Consider the following 17,083-nt stretch of genomic DNA (forward strand, 5'->3'; position numbering starts at 1 on the left):
ATGGCCCGAAACCGGGGCCAACGGGCTTTTTTCCGGCAATTTTCTTACTATTTCCCGGGAAAAAGGGGGTTTTTGCGTTTGGCTGTCTTGAAAAACCGTGGCAAACTTCTTTAATCGACGCGTTCCGGAAATCGGACTTTTGTGACCCATTTTTACATTGGATAGCCTTTCTAGTAGGGAAACCCCATGGCAAAGAAAGCTGCAGCTGCAACCGTCAAGAAACCCCTCACCAAGACCCAACTGCTGACCAACATCGCAGAATCGACGGGCATTGCGAAGAAGGACGTCAGTGCGGTCATGGACGCGCTGTCCTCGGAAATCGGCAAGGCCTTGGGTCGTAGCGGTGCTGGCGCTATCGCCATCCCTGGCATCGTGAAGATCGAAAAGAAGAAGGTCCCGGCTCGTCCGGCCAAGAAGGGTGTGCCGAATCCTTTCAAGCCAGGTGAACTGATGGACGTTCCGGCCAAGCCGGCCTCGACCAAGGTCAAGGTTCGTCCTCTCAAGAACCTCAAGGAAATGGTCTAAGCCATTGCCCTGTAGGGACTTGCGGTTTACGCAAGAAACGCAAAAGGCTCTTGGAATCATTCATCCCAAGAGCCTTTTTTTGTGCTCAAACCCAAGTTGTGAAAACCTGTCGGAAAGTGGTCAGAGCCGGGATCGAACCGGCGACACATGGATTTTCAGTCCATTGCTCTACCAACTGAGCTATCTGACCTCGCTAGGAAGGAGCTAAGTCTAGATATCAGGCCAAGTGTTGTCAACTGGGGGGCGACATAGCCTCAATTGGGACCGACTAAAAGACGGTTGGGTTCGCTTTCGCGAAATCTTCAACATCGAACTCGGTAGGAATGCTCGATCGGCCAATGCCACAAATTTTCCAATTCATGGGAAATTTGAACACTTGCTTGACAAGTGGAAGCAACACTCCTAGCTTTAACGACCATGCTGATTAAGAGTTACGTACGATCTGCGTTGGCTCTTTTGAGGGGGATAACATCCCCGCGTGGCATCTCTTCTCGGCTTTTTCTATTGGTCACCGGCGTCGCGGACACGGTTAACTTCACCAATGGTTCCGGGTAGAAGCTATGCGCAACTCTTCTCAGGAACAGAACAACCATCAGATGTCTCAGCCAGCGAAACCAACGCGGTCGGTATTCGTGTGCTGCTTCGTAGCTTTAGGGCTCGTTGTGAGTGCGGTTCAGCATGTCCATGCACTGACACCGGAATCACCGGAAGTCCAAAAGGTGGTCAAAGCGGCTAATGCGTACCTTGCTTCCTCCGGAACACATAACCGGGTCGGAGGAAAGTCTGTCATTGCCCTGGCCCTCATGAAGTCTGGCACGCCAAAAGATCATCCCAAGATCCGCAATGCGATCGAAGCGTGTAAGAAGTTCGCCGAGAAGGTACCCGAATACAAACACGACGTCGTCTACGATGCCGGTCTGGCACTCATATTTCTCTGCGAGTTAGATCCATACGAGTACAACCGAGAGATTCAAAATCTTGTTGCCTTCTTCATCAAGAACCAACGCCCCCATGGTGGATTTGGCTATGCCGAGCGGGATACAGGCGATAACTCGATGACGCAGTATGCGGCGCTTGGGCTCTGGCTGGCCCACGAAAACCGCTTTGAAGTTCCTCTGGAACACGTTGCTGGCTTAACCAACTTCATCATGTCCGTACAAGACCCGTCGGGCGGATTTGGGTATCAGGGAAATATTTCGCCACGAGGAAAGCCCCGCGTCAAACAAAGCGACGTGCGGCCTAGTCTGTCGACGGCTGGGCTTTGTTCCTTGTACGTCTCCGCCGACGCGCTCGATCTGAGTAACCGTCGTAACAAAGCGGGGGATGCCCTTCCAGCGGAGTTCGTCGAGGTCACCCAGGACCCACGCAGTGAGACGATGAGAAGAGCGAGAGCACTTGTCGATCGCCAGGCGCTTCAGTCGGTGAAAGAACTCGGCAATCAATGGATGGAGCAGAACGCGAAGGTCGACGGCACACGTTGGCCGTTTTATTTCCTGTACGCGATGGAACGGTTCAAGGCCTTTCAGGAACTAGACCAGGGACGGCCCGACCCCAACCCGCAATGGTACACCGCCGGGTACGAGTTCGTTAAGAAGAAGCAAGGCAAAGACGGCAGTGTCGAAGCCAACGATGAAGGGATGGCAGTGGGTACCGCGTTTGCCGTCTTGTTCCTCGTCCGTGGAACGCAGGAGACGATCAAGAAGCATGTCAAAACCTTTGACAACGGCCTGTTGGCCGGCGGCCGGGGGCTGCCAGACGATTTAGCCGAGGCTGAACTTCGCGACGGCAAAGTCATCAACGTAAAGGAAGTTCCGGAGACGGATCGGTTTCTAGAGCTTCTCAAGTCCGACGACGGCGCACTTGACAATCTGGTCGATATGGACATCACGTTCGATCTGAATTTAACCGGTGTTGAGCGTGAAATCGCGCTGCAGGCCGTAAGAGGAAAGCTTCGCCGAGGGAGTTATGCGGCGCGGCGGATGGCCATTCGTACCATTCGTGACACGAAGGATTTCGACAGCGTGCCGTATCTCATCTTCGCGCTGTCCGACCCGGATCCCCGTATTGCGGTCGAGGCCCGCGACACGTTGCGATTCATCAGTCGCAAGATTGATGGCTTCCAATTGCCGGCAAATCCAACTCCGCCCGAGCGCGAGTTGGCCATCAAGAAGTGGAAAGACTGGTATCGCTCGCTCCGGCCTGATGCCCGGTTTATCGAACCCTAGAGCTGAATCCTTGAAGAGATAATTGCCTGGACCATGGCGTCGATCGCACCTCACAACAAGAGCAAGCAGAAACCGGTTCACGCTGACCTAGCCAAGGTTTCCGCGTTCGATCAGGTTTCGGGTTTGTTGGTGGCCGTGTTGATCATCGTCGGTGCCGGCGTTGGCGTTCTGTTTGTCATTTACCTGACGACGCAAAACTGGGAAACGAATGTCTCGATCCCGGTGATCATCGAGCCATCGCCAGGCCGCGGCGATCATGCTTTGGGGGTTGCCCAGGATCTGGAAGCCCCCGGGCTGGAGGAACTGGAGGAAGTTCTTGAGCCGCAAATCGAAGCAAATTACGAGGCCGTCACCGATGCCGTGACGTCGCAGCAGGCAGCCCTGGAAAACGTCGACGGCGCGGCGCAAACGACCGATGGCGGCAGCGGACAAGGCGATAGTCGTCCGCTCGGCCCGGAGGGGAACGCTCCCGATATCGTTCCCCGCTGGGGACGCTGGCAAATCGAGTTCGCCGGTTCGGATTTGCAGACCTACGCCAAACAGCTCGATTATTTCGGCATTGAACTGGGAACCGCCGGCGGCGGCGTACAAACGATCGACTATGCATCGAACTTCACCTCGGGAACTCCCAAGCGGCGAACGGCCTCAGGTAAGCAGGAAGATCGACTCTACTTCACCTGGAAATCAGGGTCGCTCCGCGAAGCCGACTTGGAACTGCTTAAGCGAGCAGGCGTCAACACGAGGGGCCGAATTCCGATGCAGTTTTATCCTCCGGAAACAGAAAACTTGCTGGCCTTCGTCGAGCAGCAATATATGGGGGATCGCCCCCTGCATACGATTCGAAAAACGATTTTCGGCATCCGTCCGACTTCGGACGGATACGAGTTTTATGTCATGCGTCAGTCACAACGCAGTACGAGATAGCCTAAAGCGAAATCAGCGGAATTGAACATGGACATTACTGGACTTACCCAAATCTTTGCGACGTCGATGTACGGAGCCTTGGCCCTGATTGCTTTATGGGGCATGTACTGTGTGTCAATGATTTGGGCCCGCGTTGCCCAGAAACGATTCCGCAACGAAGCCCAGCAAGACGCATTTCTGGATGCCGTCGAAGAGCCACTGGAACGGGGCGACTTTACGGAAGCGAGTGAGATCTGCGAATCGGATCCGCGTGCCCTGCCCCAGCTTGCCTACCTGGCGATCGAAAATCGCGAGATCGGCTACTCGCAGGTGAAACAGCTTGTCGTCGAACGCTTTCAGCGCGACGTGCTGGCCGACCTCGATCACCGCATCAGTTGGGTCAACACGGTGATCAAGGGAGCGCCGATGGTGGGGCTGTTGGGTACGGTGACCGGTATGATGGGGGCCTTCGCTAAGTTGTCAGCTGGCGGAGAGAATGTGGACGCAGCCGCGATGGCCAACGATATCAGCCTGGCTCTGATTACCACCGCACTTGGGCTGGTGATCGCGATTCCTTTGACCTTCTGCTTGAACAGCGTCAACATCCGCATTCGCAAGATGGAAGACCTGGTCGCCGTCGGACTGACGCGTTTCATGGGCAGTTTGCGAGAAGCGATTGCCACCGAAGCGATGCACGAACTGGAAGAAATCCACCCGGTAAGCACCTCGGATTCGTAAGCGAAAACGGCCATGTCGAACGAACTGATTGAAATCGAGGAAGGCGAGATCATGCCGGCCCGCAAGCGGCCGCAACAAGGTGATCTCGATATCACACCCATGATCGACATCACTTTTTTGTTGTTGATTTTCTTCATCGTGACTTCCAATCTTCAGAAGCAAACGGCGGCTCAAATGCCGCAAGCGAAACACGGCACGACCGTTTCTTCGCTCGAATCTGCCGTCATCACGATGACCGCGAATGAAGCCGAAGGGCGAGCGGTCGTTTACCTCGGGGACGGCATCACGCCAGAAGCCAGGGTAGAAGAAACCGATTTGAATCGCCAGGAAGAAGAGATCACCCAGTACGTCGAACGAAGCTTCGCCGGAACCACGGAAAGTGGCGTCCCCAAACGGCACTTGCTGATCAAAGCTGACGGCAAGGTGCCCTACGGTGAAGTCGAGCGGGTCGCACTCGCCGCGACCCGCAGCGGTGTGGTCGGTACGGTCGAACGTCTTTACCTAGGGGTACAGGAGAAAGAGTGAGTACCGGCGTATTCCGATTTCGATGCCCCGCCTGTAGCGACCTTCTGTCGGCTAGTGTCGACATGATTGGCGGGACGACGTATTGCTCGAACTGCGATACGCGGCTGGAGGTGCCCAAGCCGGCGCGCTTGAGTGATTCGCACGACGAAGAACTGCTCGAGTTGACCGCCGAGGATGTGATCGAGCCGCAGCAACCCAAACCGCGTGAATCGGAGAACGTGGTCGCCCAGGAACAGCCGGTCAAGTTCGTGTCGCACCGCGAACGTGAGGACGGAGAACTCGATCTTACGCCGATGGTCGACGTCACCTTCCTGTTGCTGATCTTTTTCATGGTGACGGCGTCGTTTCAGATTCAAAAGTCGTTGGAGGTGCCTGCTCCGAAAGACAACGCCCCCAGTGCCGTCTCGCAGCAGGAGGAAGACCCCGAGGAGGACCCGGACAATATCTTGGTCCGAATCGATTCGTTCAACACCTACTACGTCGGGTGCGCGGCCTGGGATCAGGAACGCGAAGCACCGAGCGAGCAAGAGCTATATCGACAGATCCGCGAAGCCCGGGCCTCGAATCCATCGCAGCCGCCACGCACGCTTCTGGTGATTGCTCATGTCGAGGCCTTGCACGAGAAAGTGGTGACCGCGCTCGACGCTGGGGCGGATGCCGGCGTTGACTCGATTCGGTTGATGTCGACCGAGGAAGACTTATGACGACTCGGTAGCCACTCCGAACCCAACTGATTCGTTCACTAGCAGAGAAAATAGCCACGATGAACATTTCGGAATTCATCGACCTGATCGAAGCCCACGACTACATGGCCGATAATCAAATCGCTGCCATTCGTCGTCAGTTGAATAGTGGGCAACTCGACGTCACGATCGAAGAGTTGGTGCATTTCTTACTCGATCGGCAACGGCTGACGAAGTACCAGGCGAAGAAACTGCTCGCTGAGGCGCGTTCTGGGATGACCGCCGAATCGGTTCCCGTCAGCGAAGCCCGCCGCCGTGCCCAGCAGAAATGGATGGACGCTGCCCCGGTCAAAGAAGAAATCGTCGAGACCGACGCCGATGATATCGTGGCGCTCGACGATATGCCCAGCGAAGAAGACGTCGCCGACGTCGATCCGCTGGGGTTAGGCGGGGTCGACGGGTTTTCGAGCGATACCGAGGAAGTCGATCCCTTCACAGGCGGCGCAAAGGGGAAGGCGTCCGCTCACAAAAAGAAAACAAGCCGAGCCAATCCGTGGGACTCTCCCCTGCTTCTGTTTGGTGGCGGCAGTCTCATTTTGTTGCTCTTGGTTGGTGGGCTGCTCTATTTCTGGCTCGCATTCGATAGCGGCGACGACATGTTTCAAGCTGCCGAGAAAAGCTATCGCAGTGGATCGTACATCCAAGCGGGTGCCGAGTATGATAAATTCATTCGTCGCTTTCCCAATCACCCTAGCACCCCACTGGCCGAAGTTCGTCTGGGAATGGCCGTTTTGTGGAACATGGTCGAAGGGGGCAGTGATTGGGAACTGGCCCTGAAGACGACGCAGGAGGTACTGCCAGAGATTGACCAGTCCCCGGCATTTGACGAAGCACGCCCCGAATTGGCGACGATTCTGCCGGAAATCGCGTCCGGCTTAACGCAACGGGCCCAGCAGTCCGCGAGCGTCGACGAGAAGCAGCGGCAGTCCGATCTGGCAAGTGCCGCGATGGCATTAGTCAACGATCCAACCTACCTGCCAACTTCGCTTCGTGAGGCTCAGCAGTCGCGGATCGAAACGATCGAGATGAACCTGGTCCGTGTTCGCCGTGAGATCGATCGTGATCAGGCCAAGAATGAAACGCTGGCCAAGATTCAGCAAAGCACGGCAGACGGGAATTTTCAGGAGGTGTATCAGTTGCGCCGCTCGCTGGTCGATGCCTATCCCGGACTTCGCACCGATGAAAGTTTGATTGCCGCCGTCTCGGAGTCTGCCCGGAAGTTGGTCGACCAGGTGATCCCGCTCGACGATTTCCCGGCGCCGATTACCGAGGATGAAAGCGGCATGAACTTGCTATCGGCCGTGACCTTGGTTCAACGAGAGCCTGTCTTGCCGGCATCGCCCGGTAGTGAGACCGCCGTCTTCCGTCTTGATGGAACGGCTTACGCGATCGAAGTCGACTCGGGGAAACTCCTTTGGCGACGATATGTGGGCATCGATGACAATGCCCAGGCCGTCTCCTGGACGGGCGACGCGGGTAGGACGGTCGCCGCACTGATCGACACGCAAGAGAATCAGTTGCTGGCAATCGACCAGCGAACCGGCGAAGTCCTCTGGACGCAGAAGTTCGAGAGCCGATTGTTCCGCCCCAAGGTGTTCGAGAATTCGGTACTTTTGGCGGAGCGTAACGGCAAAGTGTGGAAGATCGCTCGCGAATCAGGCGCGGTGATTGCCGCCGTTCAATTACCGCAAGAGATCTCGGCACCCCTGGGTATGTTGGATGACGTTGCTGGCGTTTACGCCGTGGCCGAGCATTCCAATGTGTATGTCCTTTCGCCAGACAATCTCATCTGCGGCGAGGTCATTCCGGTTGGCCACGAGGTCGGAACGATCTCGGTCGAACCGACCGGCACGCTGCGGCAGTTGTTTCTCTTTGAGAACGCGGGGCTCGAGTATAGCTTCCTGCATCTCTACAGCGTCGATGCTGGTGGAAGTGGGGCCAAACTCACGCAAGACGTCGTTCGGCAAGCCGGTCAGGTACTGGTAACGCCGATCATCGCCGATGCCCGTCTGGTGGCGACGAACGATCGAGGAGAAGTGCTAGTCTACGAAGTGAATACGGCAGCGAAGGACGTCCCCGTGCGACTCGTGGCCGCGACCAAGGCAGACAGTTCCGAGCCGATCCTCGGTTATGCGGCCGTCAGTCGCGGTGACCTGTGGGTCTGTGATCGCCGCATGACTCGCTACGTAATGCAGCTCTCACGAGGTTCGGTGGTGCGGAAGATGGTCGATCACGACGGCGATACTTTTGTGGCCAGGCCCCTGGTCCGCGGCGACAAGATCATTCACGCACGACGAAGTACAGGTGCCGATGGCTACGTGATTGAGGCCCAACGCATCCAATCCAATAAGCTCGAAGATATCTGGCAAACGACCATCGGGGCGCCGACCGCAGGACGGGCGTTTACGCTGAAAGGGGCCAGTTCCCCCATGGTCGCGACGACGCGTGGGGCCATTTATCCGCTCCCCAAACTTGGGATGGGGAGTGTTGAGATTCTCGATCAGCCACAGTCCAAGTTGGATGTCACGACCAAGCCGTATCAATTTGGCAGTGGACAAAAGTTGGATGACGCGAACCAGGTATTCTTTCCCCCTGACGGCGAAAACCGCTCGATGATGGTCAGCATGCGCGACGGAAAGGCGATCGCGCGAGTCGTTGCCTGGGAAGTTCCTGCGACCGCCCGGGCCACTCGTCCAAGAGCGTGGAACGACTATGTTTTGATTCCTACCAAGTTCGGGCAAATCCTGGTAGTCGATGCCAAGTCGGGAGCGGCCGACATCCAGCCTTTTCAGCCGGAACTGGCGTTCGGCGAGGCAATCGCCTGGTCGAATCCAGCCGTCGCCGAGGGCTCGACCCCATCGGTCATCATCAGCGATCAACGCTCGCGACTGTTTCGTCTGGCGGTCGAGACCAGCCCCGAGCCTCACCTGACGGCATTGGATCAAGTCAAGTTGACCGAATCGTTGTCAGGCCAGTTGGCGGTCGCCGGGCTCATGCTGGTGGGAGTCGGAAGTAAAGCAGAACAAGACGTGCTGCGAATCTTTCAGTTGCCGGAAATGGCCGAACAAGATCCGATCGCTATCACGGGCGACGTCGTCATGTCGCCTCAATCGGTAAATGGTCGTGTTTACTGCGCGACCGCCGAGGATGGATTGATTGCGATTCGGGATGATTTCTCGGTCGGCTGGAAGTGCCCTTTGAAGGGGCAATCGATCGCCAGCGGTCCGGTGCCAGTGAATAAAATGTTGGCCCTTTCTTTTACCCAAGGGCAGGTATGGTTGATTGATGAAGCCACTGGCGAGATGGTCACCGAGTTCAACGTCGGAGAGCCTCTAACGGACGGCCTGTCGTACTTTGACGGACAGCTTTGGGTGCCCGGATACGACGGCACGCTGCATGGCATTGCGCTGGAAGGACTGGCCCAATGATGCATGCTATCCGCCATCCCTATTTCACTTTGGCAATCCTTCTCGTGCTGGCCATGTTTGCACCGCTTGTAGCGCAAGAGGAAGAGCAGGCGGACGAGAAGCCGATTCCCGTCGAGATGACCAAGCCGCTTTTCGAACGCGAGCCGTACGACCTGGTTACCGTGGTGTCGTCGAAGGATGGTAAACCGCTGCGTATCAAGCCAATCCATGAACCAGAGTTTCGTGGCGGGGCGTCAGAGCGCAGTGGACAGATCACGGTGGAACTGGTCGATATGCCAGGGCGTAAATTCCAGATCGCCTGGCGCGGTGTCGTGTTATATCAGCCTTTTCCCAAGTTGTTGATCGACGAAGCGAAGAAGAATCTCAGTGAAAAGGACTTCGATCTCGCATTTCGGTATCTGCAACGACTCAACGCGGAGTATTCCAATTATCCAGGCGTCGATCGACTGCTGGAAGAACTTCTGGTGCAGAACGCCTTAGAGCGATTTCAGGCCGGCGCACTCGACGAGGCGTTGGGCATGCTCGAAGAAGCAAAACGCAAGTTCCCGAACAAGTCAGGAATCGACAAATCGATTGAAAGCGTCGGTTTGCGTTTGGTGCAAAAAGAGATCGACGATCGCCAGTGGCAATCGGCTCGAATGTTGATCGAGCGATTCGAGAAGGTCTATGGCGACAAGTTTGCCGACAGCATCCGCCAATGGCGCGATGACCTGGCCCGGCGTTCTCAACAACAAATGGATCGTGCCAAGCAGCAGATCGCCAAGCAGGATTACCGGGCCGCTTTGGAAGCAACCAACTTGGCACTAGCGATTGATCCGACGATCCCCTCCGGGAAAGAGCGACTCGCGGAATTGGTTCGGCTCTACCCTCAGGTAAGGATCGCCACGTTAGCCGCGGGCGAGGCCTTGCCGCCCCATGGAACGTTGACCTGGAGCGGCCGACGCAATAAGCGACTCATCTATCGCGATCTCACTGAGATCGTCGGGTACGGGCCTGAAGGGGGTGAATATGCTTCTCCCTTCGGAACGGTCGTTCGGCCGGTCGATCGATTTGAATTGTCGATCGTGCTGCGCGATCGACTGACGCCAGTCACCGGGTTTGACTTGTCGCGTCAGTTTCAGGACCCAGCCTCGCAGCAGGATGAAATCTTGGCGGGGCTGACGCCGTTGATAGAGAAGATGGCCGTCCGCGAAATCCGGCAGGTCGACCTGACGTTGCGATTGCCGCACGTCCGTCCCGAGGCGCTGTTGGGCCTTGTGCCTCGCAAGGGAGACGTCTCCCAGTTCCCGATTCCCCCTAACGGTCCCTATCGTCCATTGAAGATGAAGGAAGAGGGGCAGAGCTATGTCCCAGAGAAGGAGTCGACTCTCGCGGCCAGTCGCCCTCCCAGTGAGATTCAGCTTTTGCCCTATCCAACGACGGCCGATGCGATGCTTGCCCTGCAAGCCGGCGAGGTACACATGGTCGACCGGTTGGATCCCGCCACGGCGGCTCGGCTGACGGTTGAGTCCCCCGAAGATCTGGTCGTCGACCACTATCGCGCCCCGACCTTGCATGTCTTAGTGCCGAATTTGAACAACCCTTATCTCAAGAATCGTGACTTTCGCCGCGGCTTGTTGTACGGAATCAATCGGCAAGAGATTCTGCAGTCTCGTCTTTTGGGAGGAAAAGAATTGGACGGGTGCCGCCTGGTGAGTGCACCGATTCCCAGCGGCGTGAGCCCCGACGATCCCGTTTCCTACGGGTATGACCTTTCGATCGCCCCACGCAGCTACGAACCGCAGATGAGCATCGCGCTGCAAAAGCTGGCCGAAATCAAGTTGCGGGAAGATGCTGAAGCGGCCAACCAGGCATTGATTCCGTTATCGAAGCTGGTCATTGGTCATCCTGATTCCGAAGTTTCCCGGCAAACATGCCTGGCAATCGTGCAGTATTTCAAACGCTTGGGACTTCCCTGTGAACTGAAAACGGTAAGTCCCGAAGTGACCGATCCGGCGGCCGTCGAAGTCGATCTGCTTTACGTCGAGGTACAAATCGCCGAACCGCTGGTCGACGTTCCGCGGATGTTTGACCGTTACATCCCCAATGTCCATCAGACGCAATACTTTCAATTGGCTCTGAGACAATTGGGACAATCCCAGAACTGGCAGGAAGTTCGCGAGCGGTTTTGGTCGCTGCATCGACTGGCTCACGATGATTTGCTGATCGTGCCACTGTTTCAACTTCAAGATCATTTTGTCTACCGACGCTCGCTCGGTGGTGTTGGGTATCAACCGATGACTTTGTTTCAGCAGGTTGAACGTTGGGACCTCGCTCCCGCTTGGGATGTTGCTAAGAATTGATTTTCCATCTATGACGATACGGCAAAATTCATTTCGATGGCTTTGGGGAGCATGCCTGGTGCTGCTCTTGGGGCCGACGTTTGCCCACGCAGCCGAGCATTTGCCTTGGGAGATTGCTCCGTATCGGACGTTGGTCTGGATCGAGACCAAGCCCGATAGTCACCTGGACGATGCGTTTTTCACGCATTTCACCCGTGACCTCAACGATAAGCGATATGCGACCAGCGGAGCGGTCTTGCTGGCCGACATGCAGCGTGCCCCGATGCCCCTTGCGCGGTGGTTTGCCAGCGAGGTTGCCTCATCTTCGTTCGTCGCTCGCCTGGAAAGTCGTGATTTTCGGGCCGACGATTACGATCGAATTCAGTTGATTTCCATTGAGCATGATGGCGACTGGGCGATCACGTTTCGTGAGTTCGACACGCTCACCAGATCGTGGGGAAGCGTCCATCGAACTTCCGTCCGCCAACGATCGCTGCTATCAACAGCCATCTTGCGAATCGCTTACGAAAAGTTCTCGGCGCTGGCGAAGATAACCGATGTCCAAAAGCCCGACGTGGCTTTGGCTCTCAAAGCAACCACATTGGTCGAAGAAGAAATCCAGACGCGTGAGCGACGACGAAACGAGTCAATCGCTTTTGCCCAGCCGGTGGAAGACGTCGACTGGAAGAAACTGCCAGCACTCGCGTCTTCGGAAGCCACCTATCCTGGTCTTCTTCCAGGAAACGTCGGTGTGGGCGAAGCGATGCAGCCGATCCTGCGGCGAAACGATCGCCAAGGCAACCTGGTTTCCGAAAACGGAATCATGGTCATGCCGTGGACCTATGTGCGGTGCGATGCGAACGACGGGCTGCAGCTCAAGGGAACGATGATCTCCGGCTACAATCAGCCGCTGCCTGGCCGGCGGAACGTTCGTACACAACGATTGGCTCTGGCGGTCCGGCCGGCGTATGACGCAACCGAACTGAAGTTGGTCGATAAATCGACCGAGGCGATGCCGTTGGCTGGATACGAAATCTATTCCAAAGATCCGGAAGGCCCCACGCTGCTGGGAGCATCCGATGCCAGGGGAAATGTCCAGATTACAAAAGACCCGCGTTCCGCGGTTCGGGCACTCTACGTGCGAAGCGGTGGCAATTTATTGGCCCGCCTACCGGTGGTGCCCGGCCACGATCCGGCGGTAACGGCACGAATTCCCAACGACAGTCCTCGTTTGCTCGCCGAAGGTTTCGTTGAGGGATGGCGCGATCAACTCGTCGATACGATGGCTCGTCGTCAGATTCTCGCCCAGCGCGTGCAGCGGAAGATTGAGCTTGGCGAGCTCGACGACGCCGAAAAGTGGCTGGCCGAACTGCGGTCGGGAAGAACGGTCAATGAACTGGCGTTCGAGCTTCGCTCGGCGAAGGGGCAGTTTTTAAAGGACAACAAGCTCGACCCGATGATTAAACGCCGAATCGACGAACTGTTCGAGAAAGGCCAGCGACTGGTGACGCAGGATAAGAGCTTGCTGACCGAAGGCAATCTGGCCAAGCAGTTGGAAGAGGCCCAAGACGCACAGCGTTAAAGGGGCCGTCTATTGGCTGATCACAGTGGCAACATAGGCCACAATCGCCCCAAACACGGCAGAAGCTGGCAGTCCGAAGACGAGCGCCATAATCAGCTGCTTCTCACGCCGCGTGTAGCGCGTGATGACAGGGATCGGAGGCGGTATCACAGCCGACTTGCGCGAGTCGCGAATGGTCTTCGTATCTTGATCCGCCATCAGGGCCTGGACGGTTGACTGTGAATATTGGCTTCCCTGTTCAGCACTTGAGCCACTCTCGGAAAGCTCGTAAACGTTCGAGCCGGCTTCCGTATCGTTCAAGCGGGCCGATTCGGAACCGGTGTAAACCGGAGGTGGCGGCTGCCAGGCAGACTTGATGGGCTGACCAGTGAAATCGGAGGCACGATGATCCGAGGCCCACGGCTCGAGCCGGGCCACGACTTCGCTGGCCGAAGCGATCCGGCGCAGCGGATCCTTCTCCATCATTTCCGCAATGATTTCGACCAATTCCCGATCGATGCTCGGATTGAAACGGTGCGGATGTAGCGGTGGTTCTTCGCAGTGCCGGCGTGCTTTATCTTTGACGTTGCCGCCAGGAAAAGGAACTTTGCCGGTCAGTGCGTAATAGAAAGTGCAGCCCAGTGAATAAATATCCCACTTGGCCGAAACGTCGTGCGGATCGCGAATCTGTTCGGGGGCGAGGTAATCGATGGTGCCAACGATTTTTCCGAGTTTCGATTCCTCGGAGTTGTCGTTCATGAAGTCGGCCAAACCGAGATCGGAAACCTTCGAGGTACCGTCTCGCGTGACCAGGATATTGCCGGGCTTTACGTCGCGGTGGATCAGCTTCTTTTCGTGGGCATACGCCAAACCACGAGCGGCTTGCGAGATGATGCTTGCCCCTTGGTGCTGATTGAGGTGTCCTTTGGCGCGGACTAAGCGGCGAAGATCGGTACCTGGGACATATTCAGTCACCAGAAAATGAACGTTACCATCCTGCCCGGCATCGTAAGCTCGCACCAGGTTGGCATGATCCAATTGGGCCTGCATCCGGATTTCGCGAAGAAATCGACCGATCGACTCTGGGGTCGATCGCTGCTGCGGCAAAACTTTAATGGCAACTTCACGTCCCATGAAGTTATGCTCGGCCTTGAAGACCTGACCCATCCCCCCCTGCCCGATCCAGTCGGTGATGACATAGGGACCTAGGGTTAACTTGGTGAGCCCCTTGGAAAGCTGGTCGGCCTGATACTGCGTCAGCATTTTGCAGTTGATCAGGTACTCCGAGAGTTCCTCGTCAGAAAACTCGTGCTTGAGCGAGCCTTCGCGCAGCGTCTTCATGGCGTCCTCGAGCTGTTTGGCAGTCACGAGGCCGCTGGCAAGCGCGGAATCTCGAAATTTCTTAGTCTGAGAGCTGGGCACCGTAAGGATCAATTGAAGAGGCTTGAGGCACTACTAGTTTAACTTTCGACGGTCGTTTTTGGGGAGGCTTTACGCTTGATTATTACCCAAAAAACAGAACATTGTTCATGTCATTTTACCTTTGCGATCGTCATAAGGTTTTGTTTTAAAGGAAGTTGTGCCAAATTGGAGGAATCGGTGCCGTGATCGTCAGCTTTTGCTGACTGACCGGGTGTCCGATCACCAACTGGGCGGCATGGAGGGCGATTCCTGCTGGAAATGGAGCCGAACTTCCGTACTTTCGGTCCCCCAAAATGGGCACGCGACGGCTCGCCAGTTGCACGCGAATTTGATGCTTGCGACCGGTCAGGAGTTGGATGGTCAGTCGATATCCTGATTTGACGTCTTCGACCGCCTCGACCAGCAGTTCCGCTTTCTGGCCCCCAGCCGTATGATGTCGGGAAGCGATCATGCGGTGATTCTTCTCGTCTTTGCGAATCCAATCGGTCAACTTGCCGGTTTCGACGACTCCACTTCCTGAGACAATCGCCTGATACGTCTTTTCGGTTGTACGCTCACGAAATTGTTCGTTCAGTCGCTTCGCTGCTTTGGAAGTTCTGGCAAAAAGCAATACGCCCGTCACCATGCTATCTAAGCGACTCACAACGCCCAGGTAGACGTTGCCAGGTTTATCGTACTTCTGTTTGAGATACGCTTTTACCTGGGTTACCGCGCTGGGCTCTCCTTCCTGAACTCCCATGGTCGGAAGGCCTGGCGGTTTCATGATGGCGATCAGGTGGTTATCTTCGTACAGAACTTCCAAGGGAGCCAACGCAGCACTTTCCGGTAAATCAATGATGGCGAAATTCGCTGAATCTCTCATTTTGGCCAGTCAGTCTCCTCGACGGCAACTCCTGTTAAAAGAGGCAGGCTACGATGTTACGGTAGTCACGCCGAGCCCCCATGCGGAAACGCCTCCTCGTCTAGACGAAACGCCGCGGGAATCGGTTCTTCGGATCGCGCGAGAAAAAGCGGAAGACGTCGCTGGCCGAGTCGAAAAAGGAGTCATTCTCGCCGGGGATACGCTGGCGGAGCTTCATGGTCAGCCGCTCGGCAAGCCCACCGATCGTGACCATGCTCGCGAGATTCTAAGAGCCTTGCGCGGGCAGGATCACTTTGTGTGGTCCGCCATTTGTCTGTGGCGCCGGCCGACGGATGAGATCATCGTGGATGTCGATCGAACAACCGTAAAGATGGCCCCTCTTTCCGACGAAGAAATCGAAGAGTACCTCGATTCCGGCCTCTGGGAAGGAAAAGCCGGTGCGTTTGGGATTCAAGATCGCACCGGCTGGGTCGATATCGACGAGGGAAGCCTTACCAACGTGGTGGGACTGCCCATGGAGTTGCTTTCGCGAATGCTAAGTCAGATGAAGCAATGAATGAAACTCATCAGCACACCAGTTCCTGGCAGAAATGGACGGTTATCGCCTTCGCCTTGCCACTGCTCTACGTGCTAAGCAGCGGCCCAGTCATCGGCCTGACGTTCTCTCTGCGGGAGTCGACCGGCTGGGATGGTTTCTACCAGGTGATGTGGCTCTACTATCCGATTCTCATTCTCGGGCACGAGAGTCCACTGTTTCTCTACATCGAGTGGTGGGTTGTCGAGGTGTTTCACACGGTCGGACCTGGCTAGAATCCGCCTTGGTAGTCGGATAGCAGTTCTCGATCGGACAAAATGCTGGGACTCTTGCGACCCAGGAAGAAAAACGCCGAGGCGGCGTCCATTGCCTGTTTCTTTTTGGCGAGATAGTAGTCGAAATATTTCAGCCAGAAGAAGGAAATCCGTGAGGCAAAGCTAACCGCTCCCCGCATTCGCTGCGACGAAAAGAAGCTCAGCAAGAAGTAACGCAGCGACCAGGCCAGCGCGACGCCGGGACCGCAGCTGATGCCGCTGTCGATTTCCTCGAAGTGACGAAACAGCCGGCGATGTCCCAAACGGGTAAAGCGAGTGAAGTCGTACTGTCGGCCGTGTACCTGTTGGATGAATGGTGTATCGGCATAGACGACGCCGTCATCCTTTAGCACGCGATGGATCTCGTCGACGCAGCGTGCTGGGTCGACGACATGTTCGAGAACCGCTTGGACGATGACCGCATCGAAGACGCCATCGCGAAACGGTAGGTCGTGGGCATCGCAAATGACTTTGGTTTGGGGCCCCCAGGAAACATCCGTCTCGACCCATTCGATATCGAGATCCTTCAGCGCGTCTCCGAGGCCTGCTCCGACAACTCCGCCGCCCACGACCAAAACGCGGGTTCGGCCTGGTCGGCTTTTGAGCAGATCCAATAGCTTCTGGGCATTTCGATCCGCATTGATATTCAGGGAGACGTCGGGGATTCGGTGACTGATCCACTCGCGCCATTTGGGGATTGAACGAAAGAAGGTGTCTTCTTTTTTCAGGAAAGATTGCGTATCGAAGATGCTGTTGTCTTCACGGACCAGGATCGGCACGCCTTCGGTGGTCGGGAATTCCGAGTGACACTCGGCATTGGTGCATACGACGGTATCACCACGTAACTCCAGCCCATGATGACACTTAGGGCACGCGGCAATCTGCCAGTCGAGAAACGTTGCCATGGGCGGCGAATCCTTGAAGTGAGGACAAAATCAGTCCAGAAATCGATTCAAGGATAGGTCGCAATTGGTGTTCGAG

General features: G+C 56.2%; 14 protein-coding genes and 1 tRNA gene. 11 read left to right on the forward strand and 4 right to left on the reverse strand.

What is annotated here, in order from left to right; all coding sequences use genetic code 11:
- The first annotated feature begins 186 nt into the window (after positions 1-186).
- A complete protein-coding gene (locus Pan97_RS10870) occupies positions 187-525 on the forward strand; it encodes an HU family DNA-binding protein (protein ID WP_105357292.1) in 339 nt (112 codons plus the stop codon).
- Between the two features lie 117 nt (positions 526-642).
- Here the strand turns inward: Pan97_RS10870 and Pan97_RS10875 are convergent.
- Positions 643-715, reverse strand: a tRNA-Phe gene (locus Pan97_RS10875).
- A 370-nt stretch (positions 716-1,085) separates the two neighbouring features.
- Here Pan97_RS10875 and Pan97_RS10880 point away from each other — a divergent pair.
- The 8 genes from Pan97_RS10880 to Pan97_RS10915 are packed head-to-tail and all read left to right on the forward strand — an operon-like array spanning position 1,086 to position 12,990.
- Positions 1,086-2,750, forward strand: a complete 1,665-nt coding sequence (locus Pan97_RS10880) for a prenyltransferase/squalene oxidase repeat-containing protein (RefSeq protein WP_144972425.1) — start codon at positions 1,086-1,088, stop codon at positions 2,748-2,750.
- A gap of 33 nt (positions 2,751-2,783) precedes the next feature.
- Positions 2,784-3,674: a hypothetical protein gene (locus Pan97_RS10885; RefSeq protein ID WP_144972427.1), complete on the forward strand. Its 891-nt coding sequence runs from the start codon at positions 2,784-2,786 to the stop codon at positions 3,672-3,674.
- A 27-nt stretch (positions 3,675-3,701) separates the two neighbouring features.
- Entirely contained in the window at positions 3,702-4,391 is a 690-nt protein-coding gene (locus Pan97_RS10890; protein WP_144972429.1) for a MotA/TolQ/ExbB proton channel family protein, read from the forward strand.
- 12 nt (positions 4,392-4,403) lie between these two features.
- Positions 4,404-4,916 (forward strand): ExbD/TolR family protein, encoded by a 513-nt coding sequence (locus tag Pan97_RS10895; protein ID WP_144972431.1) that lies wholly within the window; start codon positions 4,404-4,406, stop codon positions 4,914-4,916.
- Positions 4,913-5,620, forward strand: a complete 708-nt coding sequence (locus Pan97_RS10900) for an ExbD/TolR family protein (protein WP_144972433.1) — start codon at positions 4,913-4,915, stop codon at positions 5,618-5,620. The genes Pan97_RS10895 and Pan97_RS10900 overlap by 4 nt, the downstream gene beginning before the upstream one ends.
- Before the next feature lie 59 nt (positions 5,621-5,679).
- Positions 5,680-9,087, forward strand: a complete 3,408-nt coding sequence (locus tag Pan97_RS10905) for an outer membrane protein assembly factor BamB family protein (RefSeq protein ID WP_144972435.1) — start codon at positions 5,680-5,682, stop codon at positions 9,085-9,087.
- Positions 9,084-11,429 carry an ABC transporter substrate-binding protein gene (locus Pan97_RS10910; protein ID WP_144972436.1) on the forward strand — a complete coding sequence of 782 codons (2,346 nt, stop codon included), beginning with the start codon at positions 9,084-9,086 and terminating at the stop codon, positions 11,427-11,429. Before Pan97_RS10905 ends, Pan97_RS10910 begins: the two co-directional genes overlap by 4 nt.
- A gap of 10 nt (positions 11,430-11,439) precedes the next feature.
- A complete protein-coding gene (locus tag Pan97_RS10915; protein WP_144972438.1) occupies positions 11,440-12,990 on the forward strand; it encodes a hypothetical protein in 1,551 nt (516 codons plus the stop codon).
- A gap of 9 nt (positions 12,991-12,999) precedes the next feature.
- Here Pan97_RS10915 and Pan97_RS10920 read toward each other — a convergent pair whose 3' ends face one another.
- Both Pan97_RS10920 and Pan97_RS10925 read right to left on the reverse strand, forming a co-directional pair.
- The gene (locus Pan97_RS10920; protein WP_196782348.1) at positions 13,000-14,337 is read right to left on the reverse strand and encodes a serine/threonine protein kinase; all 1,338 of its coding nucleotides are present in this window, start codon (positions 14,335-14,337) and stop codon (positions 13,000-13,002) included.
- Positions 14,338-14,536: 199 nt separating this feature from the next.
- Positions 14,537-15,253 (reverse strand): RluA family pseudouridine synthase, encoded by a 717-nt coding sequence (locus Pan97_RS10925; RefSeq protein WP_144972442.1) that lies wholly within the window; start codon positions 15,251-15,253, stop codon positions 14,537-14,539.
- On the opposite strand from Pan97_RS10925, the gene Pan97_RS10930 reads away from it, so the two are divergent.
- Both Pan97_RS10930 and Pan97_RS10935 read left to right on the forward strand, forming a co-directional pair.
- Complete coding sequence (locus Pan97_RS10930) at positions 15,225-15,809, forward strand: Maf family protein (protein WP_196782349.1); 585 nt, start codon at positions 15,225-15,227, stop codon at positions 15,807-15,809. The genes Pan97_RS10925 and Pan97_RS10930 overlap by 29 nt on opposite strands.
- The gene (locus Pan97_RS10935; protein ID WP_144972444.1) at positions 15,806-16,063 is read left to right on the forward strand and encodes a hypothetical protein; all 258 of its coding nucleotides are present in this window, start codon (positions 15,806-15,808) and stop codon (positions 16,061-16,063) included. The genes Pan97_RS10930 and Pan97_RS10935 overlap by 4 nt, the downstream gene beginning before the upstream one ends.
- Here Pan97_RS10935 and Pan97_RS10940 read toward each other — a convergent pair.
- Positions 16,060-17,007, reverse strand: a complete 948-nt coding sequence (locus tag Pan97_RS10940; RefSeq protein ID WP_144972446.1) for a class I SAM-dependent methyltransferase — start codon at positions 17,005-17,007, stop codon at positions 16,060-16,062. The two genes, Pan97_RS10935 and Pan97_RS10940, sit on opposite strands and share 4 nt — an antisense overlap.
- Between the last annotated feature and the right edge of the window lie 76 nt (positions 17,008-17,083).

This window comes from Bremerella volcania (assembly GCF_007748115.1).
Taxonomy (GTDB): domain Bacteria; phylum Planctomycetota; class Planctomycetia; order Pirellulales; family Pirellulaceae; genus Bremerella; species Bremerella volcania.